Source organism: Chryseobacterium sp. MP_3.2, assembly GCF_035984805.1.
Lineage (GTDB): Bacteria > Bacteroidota > Bacteroidia > Flavobacteriales > Weeksellaceae > Kaistella.
Genome location: NZ_JAXCHW010000002.1, coordinates 134,822 through 152,558 on the forward strand (window position 1 = coordinate 134,822; position 17,737 = coordinate 152,558).

28 protein-coding genes are annotated in these 17,737 nt (G+C 36.1%); 1 reads left to right on the top strand and 27 read right to left on the bottom strand.

Going from position 1 to position 17,737, the window contains the following annotated elements:
- Positions 1-4: 4 nt before the first annotated feature.
- Positions 5-784, bottom strand: coding sequence for a hypothetical protein (locus RCH13_RS04740; RefSeq protein ID WP_326986085.1), 780 nt, complete (start codon positions 782-784; stop codon positions 5-7).
- 172 nt (positions 785-956) lie between these two features.
- Between RCH13_RS04740 and RCH13_RS04745 the strand changes: the two genes are divergently transcribed.
- Entirely contained in the window at positions 957-1,229 is a 273-nt protein-coding gene (locus tag RCH13_RS04745) for a hypothetical protein (protein WP_326986086.1), read from the top strand.
- Positions 1,230-1,497: 268 nt separating this feature from the next.
- Here the strand turns inward: RCH13_RS04745 and RCH13_RS04750 are convergent, their stop codons facing one another.
- The 26 genes from RCH13_RS04750 to RCH13_RS04875 all read right to left on the bottom strand — a co-directional run bounded on the left by RCH13_RS04750 (position 1,498) and on the right by RCH13_RS04875 (position 17,660).
- Positions 1,498-2,061, bottom strand: coding sequence for an N-acetylmuramoyl-L-alanine amidase (locus tag RCH13_RS04750; RefSeq protein ID WP_326985660.1), 564 nt, complete (start codon positions 2,059-2,061; stop codon positions 1,498-1,500).
- Complete coding sequence (locus tag RCH13_RS04755) at positions 2,058-2,666, bottom strand: hypothetical protein (protein ID WP_326986087.1); 609 nt, start codon at positions 2,664-2,666, stop codon at positions 2,058-2,060. Before RCH13_RS04755 ends, RCH13_RS04750 begins: the two co-directional genes overlap by 4 nt.
- Positions 2,593-3,177 (bottom strand): phage holin family protein, encoded by a 585-nt coding sequence (locus RCH13_RS04760; RefSeq protein WP_326986088.1) that lies wholly within the window; start codon positions 3,175-3,177, stop codon positions 2,593-2,595. Before RCH13_RS04760 ends, RCH13_RS04755 begins: the two co-directional genes overlap by 74 nt.
- A gap of 36 nt (positions 3,178-3,213) precedes the next feature.
- A complete protein-coding gene (locus RCH13_RS04765; RefSeq protein ID WP_326986089.1) occupies positions 3,214-3,624 on the bottom strand; it encodes a hypothetical protein in 411 nt (136 codons plus the stop codon).
- Positions 3,621-4,004, bottom strand: a complete 384-nt coding sequence (locus RCH13_RS04770) for a hypothetical protein (RefSeq protein ID WP_326986090.1) — start codon at positions 4,002-4,004, stop codon at positions 3,621-3,623. Before RCH13_RS04770 ends, RCH13_RS04765 begins: the two co-directional genes overlap by 4 nt.
- 1 nt (position 4,005) lies before the next feature.
- Positions 4,006-5,172, bottom strand: a complete 1,167-nt coding sequence (locus RCH13_RS04775; protein ID WP_326986091.1) for a discoidin domain-containing protein — start codon at positions 5,170-5,172, stop codon at positions 4,006-4,008.
- A gap of 152 nt (positions 5,173-5,324) precedes the next feature.
- A complete protein-coding gene (locus tag RCH13_RS04780; RefSeq protein WP_326986092.1) occupies positions 5,325-6,770 on the bottom strand; it encodes a hypothetical protein in 1,446 nt (481 codons plus the stop codon).
- Positions 6,770-7,369: a hypothetical protein gene (locus RCH13_RS04785; RefSeq protein ID WP_326986093.1), complete on the bottom strand. Its 600-nt coding sequence runs from the start codon at positions 7,367-7,369 to the stop codon at positions 6,770-6,772. The genes RCH13_RS04780 and RCH13_RS04785 overlap by 1 nt, the downstream gene beginning before the upstream one ends.
- Before the next feature lie 52 nt (positions 7,370-7,421).
- On the bottom strand, positions 7,422-7,970 hold the full coding sequence (locus RCH13_RS04790) for a hypothetical protein (RefSeq protein ID WP_326986094.1): 549 nt from the start codon (positions 7,968-7,970) through the stop codon (positions 7,422-7,424).
- Between the two features lie 2 nt (positions 7,971-7,972).
- Complete coding sequence (locus RCH13_RS04795) at positions 7,973-8,371, bottom strand: hypothetical protein (protein WP_326986095.1); 399 nt, start codon at positions 8,369-8,371, stop codon at positions 7,973-7,975.
- A gap of 494 nt (positions 8,372-8,865) precedes the next feature.
- Entirely contained in the window at positions 8,866-9,450 is a 585-nt protein-coding gene (locus RCH13_RS04800) for a hypothetical protein (protein WP_326986096.1), read from the bottom strand.
- Entirely contained in the window at positions 9,440-9,595 is a 156-nt protein-coding gene (locus tag RCH13_RS04805) for a hypothetical protein (protein WP_326986097.1), read from the bottom strand. Before RCH13_RS04805 ends, RCH13_RS04800 begins: the two co-directional genes overlap by 11 nt.
- The gene (locus RCH13_RS04810; protein WP_326986098.1) at positions 9,592-9,849 is read right to left on the bottom strand and encodes a hypothetical protein; all 258 of its coding nucleotides are present in this window, start codon (positions 9,847-9,849) and stop codon (positions 9,592-9,594) included. Before RCH13_RS04810 ends, RCH13_RS04805 begins: the two co-directional genes overlap by 4 nt.
- 6 nt (positions 9,850-9,855) lie before the next feature.
- Positions 9,856-10,392, bottom strand: a complete 537-nt coding sequence (locus tag RCH13_RS04815; RefSeq protein ID WP_326986099.1) for a hypothetical protein — start codon at positions 10,390-10,392, stop codon at positions 9,856-9,858.
- Positions 10,393-10,404: 12 nt separating this feature from the next.
- Positions 10,405-10,647, bottom strand: a complete 243-nt coding sequence (locus RCH13_RS04820) for a hypothetical protein (RefSeq protein ID WP_326986100.1) — start codon at positions 10,645-10,647, stop codon at positions 10,405-10,407.
- 2 nt (positions 10,648-10,649) lie between these two features.
- Positions 10,650-10,922: a DUF3127 domain-containing protein gene (locus RCH13_RS04825; RefSeq protein ID WP_326986101.1), complete on the bottom strand. Its 273-nt coding sequence runs from the start codon at positions 10,920-10,922 to the stop codon at positions 10,650-10,652.
- A gap of 18 nt (positions 10,923-10,940) precedes the next feature.
- The gene (locus RCH13_RS04830) at positions 10,941-11,354 is read right to left on the bottom strand and encodes a hypothetical protein (protein WP_326986102.1); all 414 of its coding nucleotides are present in this window, start codon (positions 11,352-11,354) and stop codon (positions 10,941-10,943) included.
- Between the two features lie 12 nt (positions 11,355-11,366).
- On the bottom strand, positions 11,367-12,020 hold the full coding sequence (locus tag RCH13_RS04835) for a hypothetical protein (protein ID WP_326986103.1): 654 nt from the start codon (positions 12,018-12,020) through the stop codon (positions 11,367-11,369).
- A gap of 12 nt (positions 12,021-12,032) precedes the next feature.
- Positions 12,033-12,242 (bottom strand): hypothetical protein, encoded by a 210-nt coding sequence (locus tag RCH13_RS04840; protein WP_326986104.1) that lies wholly within the window; start codon positions 12,240-12,242, stop codon positions 12,033-12,035.
- A complete protein-coding gene (locus tag RCH13_RS04845; RefSeq protein WP_326986105.1) occupies positions 12,242-12,586 on the bottom strand; it encodes a hypothetical protein in 345 nt (114 codons plus the stop codon). Before RCH13_RS04845 ends, RCH13_RS04840 begins: the two co-directional genes overlap by 1 nt.
- Before the next feature lie 4 nt (positions 12,587-12,590).
- Entirely contained in the window at positions 12,591-12,959 is a 369-nt protein-coding gene (locus RCH13_RS04850; RefSeq protein ID WP_326986106.1) for a hypothetical protein, read from the bottom strand.
- The gene (locus RCH13_RS04855; protein WP_326986107.1) at positions 12,928-15,864 is read right to left on the bottom strand and encodes a hypothetical protein; all 2,937 of its coding nucleotides are present in this window, start codon (positions 15,862-15,864) and stop codon (positions 12,928-12,930) included. The genes RCH13_RS04850 and RCH13_RS04855 overlap by 32 nt, the downstream gene beginning before the upstream one ends.
- Before the next feature lies 1 nt (position 15,865).
- Positions 15,866-16,300 (bottom strand): hypothetical protein, encoded by a 435-nt coding sequence (locus RCH13_RS04860; RefSeq protein ID WP_326986108.1) that lies wholly within the window; start codon positions 16,298-16,300, stop codon positions 15,866-15,868.
- A 101-nt stretch (positions 16,301-16,401) separates the two neighbouring features.
- Positions 16,402-16,734 carry a hypothetical protein gene (locus tag RCH13_RS04865; RefSeq protein WP_326986109.1) on the bottom strand — a complete coding sequence of 111 codons (333 nt, stop codon included), beginning with the start codon at positions 16,732-16,734 and terminating at the stop codon, positions 16,402-16,404.
- 114 nt (positions 16,735-16,848) lie between these two features.
- Positions 16,849-17,415: a helix-turn-helix transcriptional regulator gene (locus RCH13_RS04870; RefSeq protein ID WP_326986110.1), complete on the bottom strand. Its 567-nt coding sequence runs from the start codon at positions 17,413-17,415 to the stop codon at positions 16,849-16,851.
- An 11-nt stretch (positions 17,416-17,426) separates the two neighbouring features.
- The gene (locus RCH13_RS04875) at positions 17,427-17,660 is read right to left on the bottom strand and encodes a hypothetical protein (protein WP_326986111.1); all 234 of its coding nucleotides are present in this window, start codon (positions 17,658-17,660) and stop codon (positions 17,427-17,429) included.
- Positions 17,661-17,737: the final 77 nt, after the last annotated feature.

Below are 17,737 nucleotides of genomic sequence, written 5' to 3' on the forward strand. Positions count from 1 at the left end.
AAAATTATTTGGTTTTGTTTGATAATTCAGATCTGGCGATAACCAATTTATAAGCGACTTCGATATTTCCGATCATATCTGCAAGTCCATTTTTAATGGCATCTTTTGCATAAAGCACTTTTCCGTGTAGCACTTCTTCGGTAACCTGTGGGCGAGATGCTTTCACATCTGCCATAAATCTCACGGCTAAAGGTTCTAATCGTTTTTGTAAAAGTTCATAGTTCCCATCAAGCGCCTGGATCAATTCTTCATTTTTATCGAATGATTGTGGGGGACGGATCATTATTAATTCTTTGTCCGGTTTTTCGAACATGATCATCGCTCCGATGGAACCACATTCTGCAGTAAAATCATTTGCCATGATAATTTGATCTGAGAGAATTGCAGCGATGTAATAATGAAGAGAACATGCTTTTTCTACCAAAGCGATCACAGGTTTCTTCATTTTAGATTTCAATTCCTGGAACATCGGAATTACGGCAGCATTTCCACCCGGTCCATCCATTTTAAAAATAAATCCTTTGATGGAAGCATCATTGTTATAATGAAGAATTCTCGAAATTAAAAGATCTGCACCTATGTTGCACATGCCAGAATTTTTGGTCAATTCGCCTTCAAATGAAATGACTGCGACTTTATTGATCAGTTCCGGTTCATTGTTTGAAGGATTGACAGAAGGCTCTCCCATCAAATTAGAAAACATCTGTGCTTCTTCTTTTTGAAACTGCCCGGTTCTAATGCCAGAGATAATTTCTTTGTAACTGGAAACGCTGGGAGTTTCCATCAAAAAAATCCCGGTATTGATTTCGTTTAGTAATGCTTTTAAACTCATAGGGCGAAACTACCGCCGAAGGAGTAAAAATGGTGTTACATTAAAAAGAGGGAAAAAGGGCAATTGCTACAATTAGTATCAATAAAAATTTTAAAGTCGTTCTATTTTGTATCATTTTTGAAACATGAAATTGAGAGGAACCATTAAAGAAGCGCCAGAACTTGCGGATACATTTATTATAGTGCAATTTGAAGGAGATGAAAGGAAACAGCATTTCGAAGTGAAATGTGAGTTTAATCCATATCAGATTGGAATCCGTAAATGGGATTCTTGGGATCTTTGGATTAAATGGGAAAGTGAAATTTTTATGGATGAAAGAACGCTGGTCAAATCTTATTTCACACACTTGATTTGCAGCAAGGCACAACCATTTTGCCAAGTTGGAAATGGAAAATGATTTTAGATGTACCTTTGAAATAAAAATGGCTGAATACTGTAAAAAATGTGCTCCAAGACATGGTCACTACTTTGAGGGTTATCCATGCTATTGTGAAGCTTGTGGCGAATATTTCGACAAGAAGGAAAATTGGTTTTCTAAATTCTTCAGATCAATTTACATGGAACTAGTTGCTATTAGATTTTTAAAATAAAAAATGTCCCCGACATTGCTGTCGGAGACATCGAAAAACATCTCATTTTTTTAGGGTTAGTAAATCAGGATATTTTTATTTTATCATATCATCAAAGTCTTGCAGAATTTTTGCTCCTACTTTTCCGAGCTGGTCTTTTTTAGAAATAATATTCCCTACCGCTGTAGTAGAAGTGATAAAATCTACTTCGAGTAAAACGGAAATTCCTGCTCCTAAATTTAGAATACCAATTCTGGAATGCTGAGAACTGTTTTCTCCTTTTACGCCCCGATTCGGAATTCCTAATATTGTGGAATATTCCTTTAAAAAGCGATTTGCCATTTTCCAACTTAGGGAATTTGAGTTTGCGAAATCTTTTTTATTGATGAAAGCTTCAATTCCGGAGGTGGTATTTTTCGCAGCTGCATTCAAGTGTATATCAAAAACTACACTTCCATTCCCTGGTTTAATTCGGGATTGGTATTGACGGTTGTTTTCCCAATCTTTATCCAAAATAATTTCTGAACTTCTGGAATTTCGCGCAATTGAATCCCGAATTAACTTGGTAACATCGGCTTCCTTATTTCCATGGGCAACCGCTCCTGAATCTGCATTATTATGACCTGCAGAAATAAATTGTTTGAAAGGTATTTGTATCATGATATTTTATTTTTAAATTTATTAATACGTTCCACGATAGAACCGCCAAACTTTTTCCATAAGAAAAACAGTAAGATTAGGAATGCAACTGCTCCCGCAATAATCAAATACATCGGGAAGGAAAAGCCAGTTGTTTTAGCATCTACTTTCTTACTTTTGAATTCTTCGGCTACTTCTTTTATGGTTGATTGTGCTACTGATTTTCTAGCGATTTCGGCAACGATGTTTAAATGTTCAGATTTCTCTTCGATAACTTCTTTCTTTTCCGTTTGTTTCCAGCGGTTTTTGATAATGAAATCAGCATTGCCAGAAATGTAGATATCTGAAATGGTATCATTCCCAACCACATTGCTAAAACGGAAATCTTTTACGCTGTCGGTTTTGCCTTTAATTACAATATCGCCATCGTTTTCTTTGATGGTTTGGTCTATCTTTTTTGCAATGATGATTTTATCTTGCACCGCTTTTTCGTTTGAAATCACGGTATTAGTGTCAATCTTTTCAACTTGGGCAAATCGGTATTCTGTAATCTCAAGGTTTTTCTTCCTGCTCCGGCATGATGTCAATAGGATCATCAGGACCAGCATCATTATTTTCGCTGTCATTTTTAGTTGTTTTAAAATTATTTAAATCAAGATCTCTATTGAAACTCTCGAATTTTTTGAACCATATTGCAGGTGGAAATTCCCCACCGGAAAGAATAGAAAGGTTTTTTAAAGCCGATAAAGTGGGATAGAGCAGAACGGATAATTGCAGCACGACTTTAAAATAAATGGCAATAAATTCTACATCACTCACAATCTGGTGAACCATTTCGAAGAGAACATAACCAGCACACACTGAAAATCCTTTTTTAAGAAGTCCACCGAGGTTTTTTCCTGCGCTGAAATCAGCTTTTACCTTCCAGTGAACGATCGTTCCCAATAAATAATCAATGAGCACGGCTAGAAATACGATGGTTAGAAACCATTGATTGTTGATGTACCAACCAGTCAACCGATCCATCAATGAAATTGGGATAGCGGGTGCTACACTGAGCAAGCCTGAAAGCAGTATTTGGGCGGGAAACTTTGGCATCTCGTTTATTTTATCTAATATGATTTCGAGGATTTTCATATTTTATTTTTAATAGTCGGGTCTGTTCGTTGTTCATCATTTTGTTTTAGTTCTAGGATCCATCCAATCCCCAACACTCTTATCAATCCATAAAATGCAGTGATTTTTTTCCAAAGCATTTAATAGTTTCACCAACTTTTCACCCTCTTTGGTCAAAGTTCCCAGCAACTCATTTTTACCCAGGGCTGATGAAATGGTTTCGCGATCTACACCGAAAGCATAAGGGTAAGTGATCACACCGTTCACTTCAATTGCCTGAACTAAGCGAGCGTTCCAAGTGGCGCGAAATTCTTTATTTGCCCAAACATCAATGTTCTTTGCGGTTGACTGCCAATAGCCATTTGTATCACCGTATTTTGCATCTACATAATGACGGTTTATAATTGTCATTGGCAGAATTAAACTGATCCCGATGATTAGCAAGGCGAATCCTTTTACTTTCTTCATTCTGAATAAATTATAAAATCTTCTGGATCTAACCCATAAATGCATTTTCCAGTACTTTCAATAATATCATTTTGAACAAAATAAAGAAATGCATAAGTATGCGCTAAATCTTCTTTTTCTGAATAAGGAGTTTCTGATGGAATCAAAGCCGAAACAGCATCAAACAAAGAATTGATTTGGGTTACAGGAATCTGTAAATCTTTTTTACTCCAAAACTGAAAACTTTTACTTTCCCCAACTTCGGTTACGATGTAATCATTAACTGTAATATTGTAATTATCACCTTGCTTATTGCCAACGATCATTTCAAACATCATCTTTGCAGATTTGTTGCTTCTGTTATCGTATAGGACTTCTTTTGTTGTTATTAGTTTTGCCATTTTAAAATGTATGTATATATTTTGTACCACTTGCAGATTCTAAATAAGTTCCACTAATTGCAGAGTCATATAAAACTACCCAGGTTATGCCATCCTCAGAAACTTCAATTTTACTTCCATTAGTGAACCTGCCAGGTTCATAATAATATTTATGAATTATTTGTCTAATTGGGAAAATTTCTCCTAAATCGAGCAAAGCATATCTCAATCCTGTTGCTCCACCGTTATACCAAGAGGTGTTATCTGCATCAGTAACAAGCGAAGTATTAGCAACAAAAACTCCAGCAGCAGTGTATATTTTTACAATTTTTTCAAAGGCTACATTATCATTTGGAGAATCTCTTAAAGCTTTTATATCACTCCAAATATTGAGATTGTTTATATTATTTCCATTACTCCATGACCTGATAAATCGAATATTCAATTTTGTGTCACTTGGGATTCTGAAAATTTGAACTGAAAAACCTAAGCTTTCTAAATACAGAACATCTGCGTCAGATTCAAAATTCCTCCAACCAGTATTTTTTATTAATTTTCCTCCAAAAGCGGAAGTAATACTGCGCATATCAGTAAGCATTTTATTGTTTTCTGAAACTTTTAATGTAAAAGGCAAATGGAATGTATCAAAAGTATTTGCCCAAACCTTAGTGCCTGAATAACTAATACTACAACCTGGGGCCAAACCATTTAATGTTTGGTTTTGAAATGCGAAAAAAACACAACCAATTGGAATTTTTGCAACATTGCCAATAGTTTTCAACTTTACAATTTGCCCCGTATTTTGGTTTTGGTGAAGGAAAAATTTTAATTTAGAGGTTTCACTAAATCCAGATAAATCTAACCAAGCGTCTGTTAGATTATTTTTCACTCTAAAATTCTCAATAAAAACTCTTTCTATCGAATCGGGAAATTCTGCAATATTACCAGTCAATATTGTATTCTGATTTTCTACGAAATTTAACCTAAAACTATACAGATTTGGAAACCTCTGCATAAATATTCCAAAATTACCAAGGTTAAATTGACCACTTGAAAAATCTCTTAATAAAAGCGAATAAATATCTCTTAAACCGTTTTTGAGAATAACTTTAAAATTGTCTGTAAAAGCACTTGCATAGGTCTTATCAAACCCACTACTACTACCACTCGTTAAATCAAAATTTTTCACCACATAATAATCGTTGTTGGTTCCATCACCCCACTCAAATTTTGCATCGCCTGTTCGCGTAGAAAAATTAAAAATAATTCTCAATGTATTTATCAACGGGAAAAATATAAATCCCGATTTTGAAACTCCAAATATTGTATTTCTTATTCCCATTATACACCAAATAACATTATTGAATTAGTAGAACCTCTTTGTGCAATAGTAAAAATTTGTTTTTCTGGAATAACAGGAGGAGGAGTTACAAAATACCACGTTTTAGGAGTTGTAATTGCAAGCATAATGGTAACACCAATTAAAGTACCGCCATTAAAAGACCAAGAATCACCAAGCCCCGTTCCGGGAACTATTAGAGTACCTGAACTTGTGAAAAGTATCACTTTGCCATTCCAAGATTCTAAAACAGTCGCTGGAAGTTGAACTTCAATCTGATCTCCTAATTGGTATTTTTTATTTTCTAAAGCCAAAATCCTGACAGCATCTGCAACAATTTGAGAAAGTAAATAATCATCACCTGTAGTACGATTTGTTATTTCAGTATTTATTTTCGCATTTAGAATCGCATCTTGAGCAGCGCGTTCAACTATTTCAGCGTTATCATTTGCTAATCGTGATGCTGATTCTGAAATTATATTAGTTTCCGCAAGTGTTAATCTATTGCTCCATTTTGCGCCTTCGTCAGTTGTAGAATCTTTTTCTAAAACATCTCCATTATTTCCAAGTTCTGGGAATGATGAACCGCTACTCAAAACCCCGACAACCTCCAAAGCGAAGTTGCGTATTTTCACTTTACAACTTTGATAAGGTTTCAGTGTAATTTGCGAAGTAAATAAGAAAACATCTTCCTCAGTTACTGCTTCCGAATTCAAAGGCAAATCACTTCCAGTATTGTTGTAGATCCAAAATTCTTTACCGTCCCACGATGGCGAAGTATTTCTGTCAATTAATGAATTCCTGATGCCGCCAATGGTTGGGCTTCCAATTTGCGATTCTATCCAATAACTTGATCTTAAATCAAAGGTATAAGGCAAAACCGTTAAAGCTTCAGTAAGTGTAATATTTCTCCAGCCGTCTTCCTCTGTGTATTTAATCTCGGATTTTAAAAATCCATTATCAATAATTTGCCCAGAATCACTGAAAATTATAGATGCAACGAATAATCCTGTAAAATCGGGCGTAGTTGCTTGCTCACCCTCTATCCCTTCAGCTATATGAAACACACTTGCGTCTGGCAATGCATGAATGATTACTTGCTTAAGTTTTCCTGCTGAAACGGGCGTGACTAGTTTTGCAACTATGGGAGTAGGTTCAATATATTTGGTGCCGTTTATAATCGCGTAATTCTCACCGCTTGGGTGTAATCCTATTGTTACGGAATTGGATGTGGTGGTGATTGGTCCGGTTTGGTAGGAGTTGGGTTCCACTTCACCCGAGTAAAGTCCTGATGATTTAACACCATTTCTGTCATATTGAATTTTTTTAACAATATTCGGTGCTAAATCTACCGAAAATGAACACGGGAATCTAAAGCGCGGATCAGCTAAAACCTGCGCATCAGTTAATTCAGTGGTTACGTGCCACTCTATACCGTTTTTTTGCATTAGTATTCGTCTTTTATGTCTATAAATCCACCAGTTCCACCAACATAAACCACTTCCGTAGGTTCTCCGGTAACAATCACTGGTTCGCCTTCCATTTCAATTTCTAGATTTCCATCATAAAATAAAGCGGGGGTTTCATCTGGAAATGCTTTTTCAAAACTGAGTTCCCACAATTTATCAGATACATCATCTTTAAATGAAGTAGTGAAATACATAGGGTTCCAAGGAGTGCCTAATATTTTACGAAATGGTTTTCCACAGTTTTCCGAAATTACAATGAGTGGTTCATTTAATAAATCTTTCACAAAAACATTCATTTGAATTTCATCACCTGGATAAGATCCTGCAATCTTTTGAATGAAACCACGGGATTCCAATTCTCCGGAAGTATCCGTATTTAATTTTTGTTTGGAAGGAGTGAGATAGAGTAGCGTAAATTTTGATTCTTCTTTCATCACTATATCGCCAATAGTAACAACACCGCTTTCATCAACCGCAGGAAATGTGATCACATCATCTGCATGCCCAACGTAGAGATAGCCATACTTTGCAGACGGCAATCCTGAATTATTGGCTGGCTTGACAACGTTTACTCTCACCCTTTTTTATTTTGGTCTAAATTAGCGTAGCTGCTGGAAAATTTCTGTTACATTAAAACTTTCCCGAAGTAAAGAATTTGAAACTTTTGTTATTTCGGAAAGCCGAGACAGAGCCATTATTCCGATATCTCCAGTACAGGATCCGCATTTGATTTTCATTGAAACCATATTCCAACAAATCATACTTTTCTATGAAGGTATTGATGCCGTTTTTGATTTTCTTTTTGTCATCGCAGCCATAGCAAAAGCCAGACATGAAAAAATAAAAAGATGTATTGAAAAGCGTATCCAGGAAGCGGTAAAAATTCTCCAAATCTTCAAAGCTGAGATCGATCTGAAATTCTGCGTTATTTTTAAACTCCAAAATATCTGTGGAGAAAGCCGTTTTATTTCCGATTTTTCGGCTGTAAATAGTGAGCTGATAAAATTTCACTTTATAATCCGGTCGTAATGTTCTGGTGAGAAACATTCCAAAAACGCTGGTTGGCTCGATCCGAATTTCTGTGAAGTTTTCTCCGGCTCCTTCTGTGTAAATTCCTGCACATTCTTTAGTGATGTAAGGAATAATATAACCTGGAACTTCTATGGGTGATACTTTCATACTCAGAATAAGGGTTTAATGGTGCTGATGGTAAAAGTAATTTGGGACCGCAATAGAGTAGTATCATAATTAGGTCGCATTCTGGTGTTTTGAAAAACATCATTCCTATAGATAAGAATATTTTGTCCCTGAATGGTTTTCAATAAAATGGCTCCCACAGAATTTATTCGGTCACTGTCTGCTTCCGTGATCATTTTGGGAATAGACCAACTTAATTCGGTTTGGTAAGAAACTCCTGCAATTGTGGGTTTTTGCGTCGTGGAGATCATGGCAGAACCTGGAGTATGTTTTTCCCGAACTTTATTTTCGGCCAAGGAAATAACTTCTGCATCCGTCAGATCTTCGGTTATTTCGGAACGGGAGAGTAATTTAATTTGGGTAAGGTGTAAAAGTGCTGACATTGTGTGAGTTAGAATTAACGTAAATGTAAATAAATAATTTCAAAAGACAATATATATTTACTAAAATCTTCTCCGGAGAAGGGGTTCAAATTGTAATTTTGTAACTCTGCCATTCTCAGGGCGATTGCGCCCCTTTTTTATTTTGTAATACCCAATTTTAGTGTTTTGTAATTTTGTAATCAACTGTATTATTACAGTTTTTTCTGTAATCTTTATTATTTATTACAAAAGGATATAAAAAGTGTAACTAAAAGGAAATCAATAATTTGCATTGATTATTACAGAATTACAAATTAATTTGGGTTTTTCTTTGGGGGAAAGGGGGAAAAGGGGAACGGCGAATTCCGCACTTTGGTTTCTGCCAAAGGGATGCAAGAGATTGTAGGTGTGAAAACAGGTAAAAATACCAAGTGCGGAATTGGCTGATCGCTGAGAATGGGATACAAAAAAACCGACAACGGGAATTGTCGGTTTGGTTGGAGTGAGAAGGAGGATTATCCTTCTTGATGTTTGGTTTCTCTATCTTCAGGAAACTGTGGTTTTGCTGGCGTGTCCTTGATGAAGATGAATTCACATAATCTATCTTTGATGAAGAAAAATATACGTCCATTTTTATCAGTAAGGCCCGGGTTAAATTCGTAACCTTTCAACAGACAGTAATTCTTCAGTTTCTTTTTAAACATCAAGTCAGTCAGGCAAATTCTGTTATTTGAATTAAAATTTAAAATCATTGGCCTGTATTCAATATTCATATTTTTTTTATCTTCAAAGTACTTGTCTGCCCATTCTAAAAACATAGTGCCAATTTCAGCGATTAAGGCAGATTTATTCATCCATTCTTTAGGTAATGCTTCACCTATTCTTTTAATTTCTTCGAGGTCAACATTACCTGCAAGCGGATGCCAGACAATTTTTTCTTTCGTGGGTATAAGCGCACCCATTGGCCACTTGATAGGCAAAGGCTTTTGCATGAGTGTTAGTTCTTCGATTTTCAGTTTCTTTAACTCAATCATTTGACCAATCATTTTCGACGCGTTGGCAAAACCTTCCTGTAATTGTTTTAATTCTTTATTTTTCATCTTGCTTATATTTTTTAATTGTTGTTACTGTTGCAGACTCAAAGTTCTGGATCTCGTTTTCTTTCAACACGTCCAGCACGTTTGCATCATCGGGCATTTCTATGGTCGTCTTTCCGCTTTTGCGGATGATGGTTAGGATTTTCATATTACTTGATTAATGATTTCTTCCAGCGAAAATCTTGTATAGGATTTATTAGTTTGCATTTTTAATAATCCTCTTGTAACTAGCTTACGAAGGATATAATTAATCTGCGGTGTTGATAATGGTTCCGTATCGTTTTTATATTCCAAGCGAAGCCACCAACTGCATAAATAATCATCATCATAGGTAATTAAATATTTTTTAACTCGCTCCAACCAAAGCGATTCTTTTTCAGATAAATGTTTTCTTTTAGACATTTGATTTTAATATTTAAGTTCCCCATCTTTTAAATTGTCTTTCTTCTTGAGCAGATTCATCAGGTTTAAATTCACGCCCACCGAGAGATAAGGATATCCCGCTATGTTTTCATAAAGCAATTCTCCAGTCATGCCGTTATCAAATGTCTGGATCCCGATTCCGTACGCAAAGTTATTTTTGTACGGTCCCGTGATGGATTTGGTGATGTTATTATCAAAGGTATTCGCGTAACCTACATAATAGGTGATATTCCACCATTCTAAAACCCGCTTCGCAAACTGCAGACGCAGCACATAAAAGTCCGTATTGTTCTTTTCTGGAATCTCATTGATGAAATTGTAGTAGTAATTGGCGGAGATGCCAATATTACTCATAATCAGATCCGGGGTTTTCGGGGTGTAAATTAAACCCAATTGTGCAGAGGGCATTTCTACATCATTTTTATAGGTGGTTCCACCTGTCCAATGAATACCCAGTGTAGGTTTCAAGCTTTGGGCAAAAGTTAGATTCGCCACTGCTAAGAATAAAATTAAATTTTTCATTTGTTGTGTTGTTTATAATTGTTTTCCGCTTCTTAGGTCGGTACTTCTGCATTTTGGGCAGATGGAATAACCATCAATAATTGCATCCCATTGATGTCCACACGAATTGCAGGTTCGCCAGATTTCGTGGTTATAATTTGGGTTTAGTAATTTCCCCAGACTTTCTACCGTTTCCGGTTCTGGTTTCGGAGCAGGCTTCCAAAGGAAACCTGCGATGAAACTTTTTAATCGATTTTGTTTAATAGTAGATTCCATTATCAAAGTTTTTCAATTTTCCAACCGACAATCGAATTGAAATATTTTACTTCGCCAGTTGGTGAAGTCCATTCACGGCCCCGATGATTGACCGATATTTTTACTTTATCACCTTCTTTGTGAAACTCCGGAAGATCAGATTTATCCTGGAGAAAATCGATGGCGATCGGTTGTGGATATTGTTCTTCAGTTAGAAGTACCAACTGCCTTTTTTGAAAATCATTTTTACCGGTTTCTAATTCGCCGATTTTTTTAACTGTTCCTGTAAAGTCCATTTTTATAAATTTTGATTGTTATTTAATTCTGTATTTTTTTTCTAAAATTTCTAAAGCATTATCAATTTCTAAATCATTTCCACGATAAGAAATATCTATAATCCTTTGAATAAAATTTGCATTCACAATGCTTTCTCTGTGCATTTCATTTAAAACAAGATCTCGTGAACAGCATTCAAATAATAATTCACCATCACTGAAATCTTCTATATTTTTTAATTCACTTTTCTCAATTAAATCATATTGGTCTTTTGCCCAATCTTCAATATCAGTCATTAAATTAGGCAACAAAATATCTTCTTCCCACTCTTTATGTTGTCTTTTAAAATGATATTCCGGCCGAAAACTAATCTCTTTAACAAATTTCTCTAGAGGCAATTCTTTGAATTCTTTTTCGGAGCCGTTTTCAAAAGTTATTTTTACAATTTTCATTACTTCAAATTTTTAATTAAAATCTTCCGGTTTTTCTATTCTCTTAAAATCATAAACCCAAACCCAGGGATTAGATTTCCACGGATGTTTTTTGGCGTTGATGGAATTCCAAAGCGAACAAAAAGAAATAGTAGGAGTAATAGTTCCTATCTCTTCGGAAAATCTATAATCTTGATAAACTGGTAAGTTCTTGCCGTGATCTTGATTAAATAAAAGCTTGATGCCTTCAGCAATCGCATCATGTTCAGAAATATCATTCAATCTTTCACACCTAACATTGGTTACTTTTAGGAAAATTCGGCAGGCTTCTTTTGGCATAAAGATGGAAGGTTTCCAAATTACGAGTGATCTTTCATCCTTTGTAAATTCCGCTTTATATAAATATGATTTCTCGTTATAGAAAGAGCAATCATGAAAAGTCTCCCGAACCCAAAGAATATCACCCTCAATATATTTCATTGGAATCATCATCCCTTTTTCGGTGGCCAGTTTGTAGAAATTATAGTGGTTGTTGAGTACCACGTCTCCTAATCCAAATATGTCAGGATTTTTATTGATAATTTGTAATCCGTGAATTCTCCTCGTCTGCGTTTTTCTGCCGGCTAAAATTGCCTGCACCATTTCTGTAGAGAAAAGGATCGGCTTGAAAATGTTTGTTGCATTCATTTTGTAAAATATTTATTGTGTTAGATTTCTAATTTTTCTGGCGGTCACTTTTAATTTTGTGGCCAGCTTTTGCCCAATTGTTTTGCTTGTCAAATGGTAGGCTTCGCAAACTCTGCAGTAATAAGTTCTTTTCGGAATGTGACTTCTGCTGCTGTTGCGTTTAATATCCTTCAGGGCGATATTCGCTTCCCTTTTGCTGTGATACCCGATTTTTGAGCACATTACTTTAGGTTTTTATAAATGTATTCCAAATGATCATTGACCATAAACCGAAGATCATGTGTGATTTTAATCAGTTCACATTTAGCCAGGAGAGAAAGCAACTGACCGTAAGAAAATAACCCATCTTCTGTTTTGATGGTCACGATGTGCATCTTCAAAAAAATTTCGTGAATAGGGATTCCTTTTATTATTTTGATCAGATCTGTTACGGGGATCACTCCTTTTTCCTTCAAGTGAAAAAAATACCGGAGACTTAATATTTTATCGTTTTCCGATTTCATCTGAAGCCGATGGATCATTCCGGATATATTCAACTTGACTGGAATTTCTTGGGTGTTTTTCATCTTCTTAATTTTTTTGAATTATTTTTTTATTTTCCAGTTCCCCGATGAAACGCCAGGATTCCGACGCACTTTCATGATATTCTAATCTGCCCTGGTTGATTTTGATAAAGCTTTGTAGATTATTGCGATCCATCGGGAAAAATTGATCGCATAATTTCTGGTGATCTTCTTTTGGGATCTCTCCGAAATGCAGATACCCATTGTAAGTTCCGCCGTGGTAAAGTCCGAAGAACCATTCATCGCTTTTCTTCAGGTGAACTCCCAATACATCTAATCCTTCCAGCAGCATATTGAAGAAAAGAAAGCCGCCCGTTTTTTTGAAGTGAATCTGCGCAGGAACTTTAGTAATATTCTCCTGGCTGAATGTTGTCATCTTCATGTTTGTGTTTAAAAAATCGTACATGTTCCATTGTTTTTTCGTAGTGTTTACCATTTTTCATGATCGGTTTCTCTTGTTCGTCAAACTGAAATACATTGATCATTTTTCGATCTTCCAGTTCGTAATCATTCACTCTGCACCAGGCTTTCAATTTCTTTTTGAAAGTGGTCGGTTTAATGTCCTGTAAAAATTTAATTCTATTATGCTGCGCGTAATCCAGCATTTCTTTGTAGAGATAATCCTTCACCAGATCAGTATCAATTCGGTCAAACAACTTATTGTCTGCCCACTGCTGAAAATGTTCACCCATTTCGATGTAGTAAGTCCGCATCATGATGTTGTTTTTCGGCGCGTTGATCTGCTTTTTCGTGCTCAGGTAAAAAGCCAGACACTGAAATCCGAAATTCATGAACTTGTACCATTGTGCATCATCCCAATCATCGAACAAAGAGCCGTGGAAATCGTCTTTTGGTTCGCGCTTGGTTCGCTCTTCACTTTCTGCATGGTAATAATCAGAAAATCCTGTGACCACTCTTCTACGGATAGAAGAACCACGCTGATCACGCAAAGAATAATTACTGGTAAAAAGAAACTTGGGCGACAGACTTCGGGCGATTTTAATTTTACTCATGAACTTGGTGTTCACCGTTAAATCACCCGTAATCATTTGGTAAAAAAAGGAGAGGTCAAAGTTTCTTTTTAAGTCATCGAAGAAAAGGAGGTCTGTATGTTCGCTGACTCCTTCCAATAAAAATTTATCATTTTCAAAATCTTCCTTTCCGGAGATCTGGTGAACGTTGCAAAAGAATTTTGCACCATCCATGTAAATTGTTTTACCGGCTCCACCTTCTGCCACATCATCTTCCATTACAGCTTCATCCACCGCGAATGGTGCTAAAGGTCTTGTAGGGTCTTTGTAGCGATGAAGCATATAACCGAACGTCCATTGTTTATTGATGACGTGCTGAACCTGTTCATGGTTGTCTATATCGTCTAAATATTTTCCTCTTATTTTAAATTTTGATTCTTTGAAAAAATCCTCCTCAGATTTTCCCGCTGCGATATATCCCTTACGATCTTTGTCCCAGTGAACGCGGCTCGTTTGGATCATGTAATTAAAAAACTCGCAATTTTCTTCGTGGATGGTAATGTCGTAACTGTCGGGACCAATTTCTTTAATGTCGAAATAAGGTTTTTCCGCAATCTTAAATTGAGTTGCATCGATCCTGGTTCCGGTGCCTTCGAAAATTAGTTCATCTAACAATTGAGATTTCAAAACGTAGCGATTAAAAACCGCCTGTTCCGTTCCGTTTTTTGTGGTTTTGTACACCTTGTTTCCGACAAAGAAATATTGTCCGTCCTGGTCGAAATCTGAGAAGTCCAATTCACGATCGTGAAGCATGGCCATGGAAGCATCTGAAAAACGTGGCGTAGTGATCAAAGAATCCATCAATGAGTGCGAGATTTCTCTAACCCCTTCTTTCTTTTGTTTCTCAATTAAAAAAGCTTTAAAGAAATTTTTTATTTCGGTTACATCCACTTCTTCCACTACATTTCCGGTTACTTTCGCAAAGTAATATCCATCTTTTCGGGATTTGTCCAGAACTCTGCAATACCCGTTTAATCTTAAAAAATAGAAGGCGAAAGTAGGAGAGAATCCGTGATTCCATTTCTTTCCTTTCTCATTATAACTCGAAGTCCAGAATTTTGCAGGCATTGTGGTATCGAGCATATCACCAACTCTTTTTGTGAGTTGCTTGAGCGTGGAGCTCTGATTTTCTTTTGCAAAATCCTTGAAATCTTTGTGATGTTTATTTCGGAAATAGGTATCGAGCCAAAGGGTGCGAACTTCCATGAATGTTAAAGCGAGATCGCGACCTTCACGCTTTCCGGTAGGATCACAATCGGGAACGTTTACGATTTCTTCTGCATAATATTTTAATTTATTCAGAATAAGCTTGTCAATCTTTTGCGTTTCAGAATTGAACCAAACAACAGGTTCGCCGATCGCTAAGAAATTCAATCCATCACTTCCACCCGTTGCGATAGTGATTCTTGGCATTTTGATATTTTCAACATCAAAAACTTCATCCTCTTTGCTTTTGCGATACGCCTGCATTAGTTTTTCCAGACGCTCATATCCAAAAATAAAATCTTTCGGTCTGCCGCCTAAGTGATGAAAACGATAATCTTTGCCATCATCTGTGAATTTTTTACCCGCTCTTGGTTTGTAGATCTTCACCCATTGGCCAATTTCATCATCCGTATTTACAAAGCCGAGGATCGGAAAATTATCGGTACTGCGGTACGTGATCACTTTGGTTTTGTCTTTACTCAAATAGGAATATTCTTCCAGGGAGTAGAGATTCACTTCTTTGCAATGTTCCGGAGTAACCAAGTGAGATCTATAATTTCCGTTTTCGCTTTCACTGGATTTTATTTCGGGTCCCAAAAGTCCCAGTTCAAAACTTGTAAAATCTTTGGTGATGAAATGAAAATCTTTTTCGTTCAATTCATGTTCAAAATCTTCGGGTTTGCATTCCCGGTACTCAGGTTTGTAAATTACTTTTTGGGTTTCGAGGATATCATTTCCTTTCGCCTGATAATCGTTGGCTAATTCCAAAACCGCTTCCACGTATGAAATATTACGATCGAGGGCGTACAATCCGAAACAGTTTTCTTTAGCAACAGAACCGCCCCAATCCGTAAGTCGCCAAGCACGAACGCCATTAACTTCCAGCAACTTTATTGATGAAGATTCTGATTTATCATCTTGCACATCTCTGATGCGGAAATTTTTCCGATCTGTCGCCTGCGGATAAAGCGTCTGAATAATATCCAAACCATCATTGGTTACGGAGAGGAGTTTTATTTCTATATCTCTGAATGTTTGTGGCATGTTATCGCGGAGTATTAATGATTATTTTTTCAGTCTGAATCATTTTAATTAAAGAGGAAATCTTATGTTTATCGAAATCGATTACTTTAAATCGCCGCATGAATGATGGAGAATCGATTGGCAAACGATTGTCACTTTTTAAAATAAATACAAACCTTGGCATTGTCACGGTTATTGTTTCTCTACCTTGTCTATTAATTTTAAGCACCGGAGCGCAGATTGTATTATAAAATGATTCGATATTAAAGTCAGGATGTAAGTCATCAATTACAACATTGTCAATTTTCCATTCTTTGCCGTGGTCAAATAAAAATGGGTTGTTTAATAGATTTCCGCTGCCATTAATCCACATGGTTTTTTCAGTCCCGAAAATCATTTTAGCAAAAAGGGATTTTCCTGAATCGCGTTTGCCTATAAAAATGATATGTTTTGCCATTTTACCAGTGGTTTTTTAAAATTGATTTTTTAGAGAATTGAGATCAACGTAAAGAAGTGAAATTGAGAGAGCTGATATTTTTATAAATGTTCGGTTCATCTTTAAAAAGTTTTAATGTTTTCAGAAAAAATATACTGGCTATCTACTATTCGCTGTATTCCCTTATTGTTATCAATGTATTCCACAGGCCATGCTTTATTTTTTGAAGGATTTCCTCTGCATATTTTTGCAGCTTCTTCTTCTGAAAATATTTCTGAATTATCAAGGTTTACAGTATATCCTTTACACTCTTTTCGCCAAAAAACTATTGCATTACCCATAAAACCTGCATCTCTATTTTGGATATAGAATTTTGGTTCAGATTTTGGCTTTTCATCAATAAATTGCGCTGCTTCAGTAAAGGAATGAGCGCCGTTGTCTGTATTATTTTCCATGATTTTTAAATTTTTTGGGTTACGACCCCGCCAGTGAAAACTGGTCGGGGACAACTATATATAGAATTTGTGTTCTTTTAAAAATCCCCGCTTTCACGGGGAAAGGATAGTAAACTAAATCAGCCCCAACTCAACACCTACTCTGGCTAATTCTGGTTTGCTTTTCACACCCAATCTGTTGAAGAATTTGGTGCGGTATACGTGGAATGTTCCGAGCGGCATGTTTAATTCTTCCGCCAGAACCTCTGTTTTATGATCACTTGCCATTAATTGAATGGCGAGAACATCAATATTTGAAATTTCTTCGCCCTGGTAACTCAGATTTTTACAGACGATTCCGCATCCGATACAAGTCTTCCGGATAGCGCAATTGATAATGTCATGATTGATTGTTTTAGTAGTACCGCAGTAATCTGGCTGAAAATTCAATCCACCGAAACGGCACTTCGCAATTTTTTCGATTTGTGCCAAGTGATCATTTGGAATCATCGATTCTAATACTTCTGCAAGTTTTGAATCAGTTTCGATCATGTGGTTTAAGAATTGTTTTTTCGCGGCAGAAACCACAGAAAAATCTTTTACTGAGCCATTGTCTATGGCTTTTAGTTTTTGTTCTTCCGGGTGGAAGAAGATTTCCAGGCTGTCGTCACACATCCCTGGATAGAGTCTTGTTGCATTCATAATTTTTATTGTTAGTTGAAAATTTCCTGTTCTTCCTGTGCTACTTTTTTCAAGGCAGCAATGATTTTCGCTGGGCCTTGTTTAGTGCTCTTTACATTTCTGATATAGGTTTTTGATATTCCAGGAAGAATCTCCTGTACCCGATCGGTATATCTTTTTGGCAGAAATCCGTCGATGATGATGAACGCTTCGTTAATATTGGATTCAATATTAGAATGCATTTGATTTTTGTTTAAATTTGCCATTAGAAAACGTTAGTAAATATTAAATACCGTTAGAAAACATTACAAATGTAAATACATTCTTTCAAATGACAAAATAT

Bases quoted from the DNA above. Each gene is read 5' to 3' on its own strand.
- RCH13_RS04820 (WP_326986100.1), bottom strand. From the start codon at position 10,647: ATGGAATCTACTATTAAACAAAATCGATTAAAAAGTTTCATCGCAGGT.
- RCH13_RS04870 (WP_326986110.1), bottom strand. From the start codon at position 17,415: ATGAATGCAACAAGACTCTATCCAGGGATGTGTGACGACAGCCTGGAA.
- RCH13_RS04815 (WP_326986099.1), bottom strand. From the start codon at position 10,392: ATGAAAAATTTAATTTTATTCTTAGCAGTGGCGAATCTAACTTTTGCC.
- RCH13_RS04865 (WP_326986109.1), bottom strand. From the start codon at position 16,734: ATGGAAAATAATACAGACAACGGCGCTCATTCCTTTACTGAAGCAGCG.
- RCH13_RS04755 (WP_326986087.1), bottom strand. From the start codon at position 2,666: ATGACAGCGAAAATAATGATGCTGGTCCTGATGATCCTATTGACATCA.
- RCH13_RS04790 (WP_326986094.1), bottom strand. From the start codon at position 7,970: ATGAAAGTATCACCCATAGAAGTTCCAGGTTATATTATTCCTTACATC.
- RCH13_RS04875 (WP_326986111.1), bottom strand. From the start codon at position 17,660: ATGGCAAATTTAAACAAAAATCAAATGCATTCTAATATTGAATCCAAT.
- RCH13_RS04825 (WP_326986101.1), bottom strand. From the start codon at position 10,922: ATGGACTTTACAGGAACAGTTAAAAAAATCGGCGAATTAGAAACCGGT.
- RCH13_RS04780 (WP_326986092.1), bottom strand. From the start codon at position 6,770: ATGCAAAAAAACGGTATAGAGTGGCACGTAACCACTGAATTAACTGAT.
- RCH13_RS04830 (WP_326986102.1), bottom strand. From the start codon at position 11,354: ATGAAAATTGTAAAAATAACTTTTGAAAACGGCTCCGAAAAAGAATTC.
- RCH13_RS04855 (WP_326986107.1), bottom strand. From the start codon at position 15,864: ATGCCACAAACATTCAGAGATATAGAAATAAAACTCCTCTCCGTAACC.
- RCH13_RS04810 (WP_326986098.1), bottom strand. From the start codon at position 9,849: ATGTCTAAAAGAAAACATTTATCTGAAAAAGAATCGCTTTGGTTGGAG.
- RCH13_RS04845 (WP_326986105.1), bottom strand. From the start codon at position 12,586: ATGAAAAACACCCAAGAAATTCCAGTCAAGTTGAATATATCCGGAATG.
- RCH13_RS04765 (WP_326986089.1), bottom strand. From the start codon at position 3,624: ATGAAGAAAGTAAAAGGATTCGCCTTGCTAATCATCGGGATCAGTTTA.
- RCH13_RS04745 (WP_326986086.1), top strand. From the start codon at position 957: ATGAAATTGAGAGGAACCATTAAAGAAGCGCCAGAACTTGCGGATACA.
- RCH13_RS04835 (WP_326986103.1), bottom strand. From the start codon at position 12,020: ATGAATGCAACAAACATTTTCAAGCCGATCCTTTTCTCTACAGAAATG.
- RCH13_RS04740 (WP_326986085.1), bottom strand. From the start codon at position 784: ATGGAAACTCCCAGCGTTTCCAGTTACAAAGAAATTATCTCTGGCATT.
- RCH13_RS04750 (WP_326985660.1), bottom strand. From the start codon at position 2,061: ATGATACAAATACCTTTCAAACAATTTATTTCTGCAGGTCATAATAAT.
- RCH13_RS04860 (WP_326986108.1), bottom strand. From the start codon at position 16,300: ATGGCAAAACATATCATTTTTATAGGCAAACGCGATTCAGGAAAATCC.
- RCH13_RS04805 (WP_326986097.1), bottom strand. From the start codon at position 9,595: ATGAAAATCCTAACCATCATCCGCAAAAGCGGAAAGACGACCATAGAA.
- RCH13_RS04840 (WP_326986104.1), bottom strand. From the start codon at position 12,242: ATGTGCTCAAAAATCGGGTATCACAGCAAAAGGGAAGCGAATATCGCC.
- RCH13_RS04850 (WP_326986106.1), bottom strand. From the start codon at position 12,959: ATGACAACATTCAGCCAGGAGAATATTACTAAAGTTCCTGCGCAGATT.
- RCH13_RS04770 (WP_326986090.1), bottom strand. From the start codon at position 4,004: ATGGCAAAACTAATAACAACAAAAGAAGTCCTATACGATAACAGAAGC.
- RCH13_RS04800 (WP_326986096.1), bottom strand. From the start codon at position 9,450: ATGAAAAATAAAGAATTAAAACAATTACAGGAAGGTTTTGCCAACGCG.
- RCH13_RS04760 (WP_326986088.1), bottom strand. From the start codon at position 3,177: ATGAAAATCCTCGAAATCATATTAGATAAAATAAACGAGATGCCAAAG.
- RCH13_RS04795 (WP_326986095.1), bottom strand. From the start codon at position 8,371: ATGTCAGCACTTTTACACCTTACCCAAATTAAATTACTCTCCCGTTCC.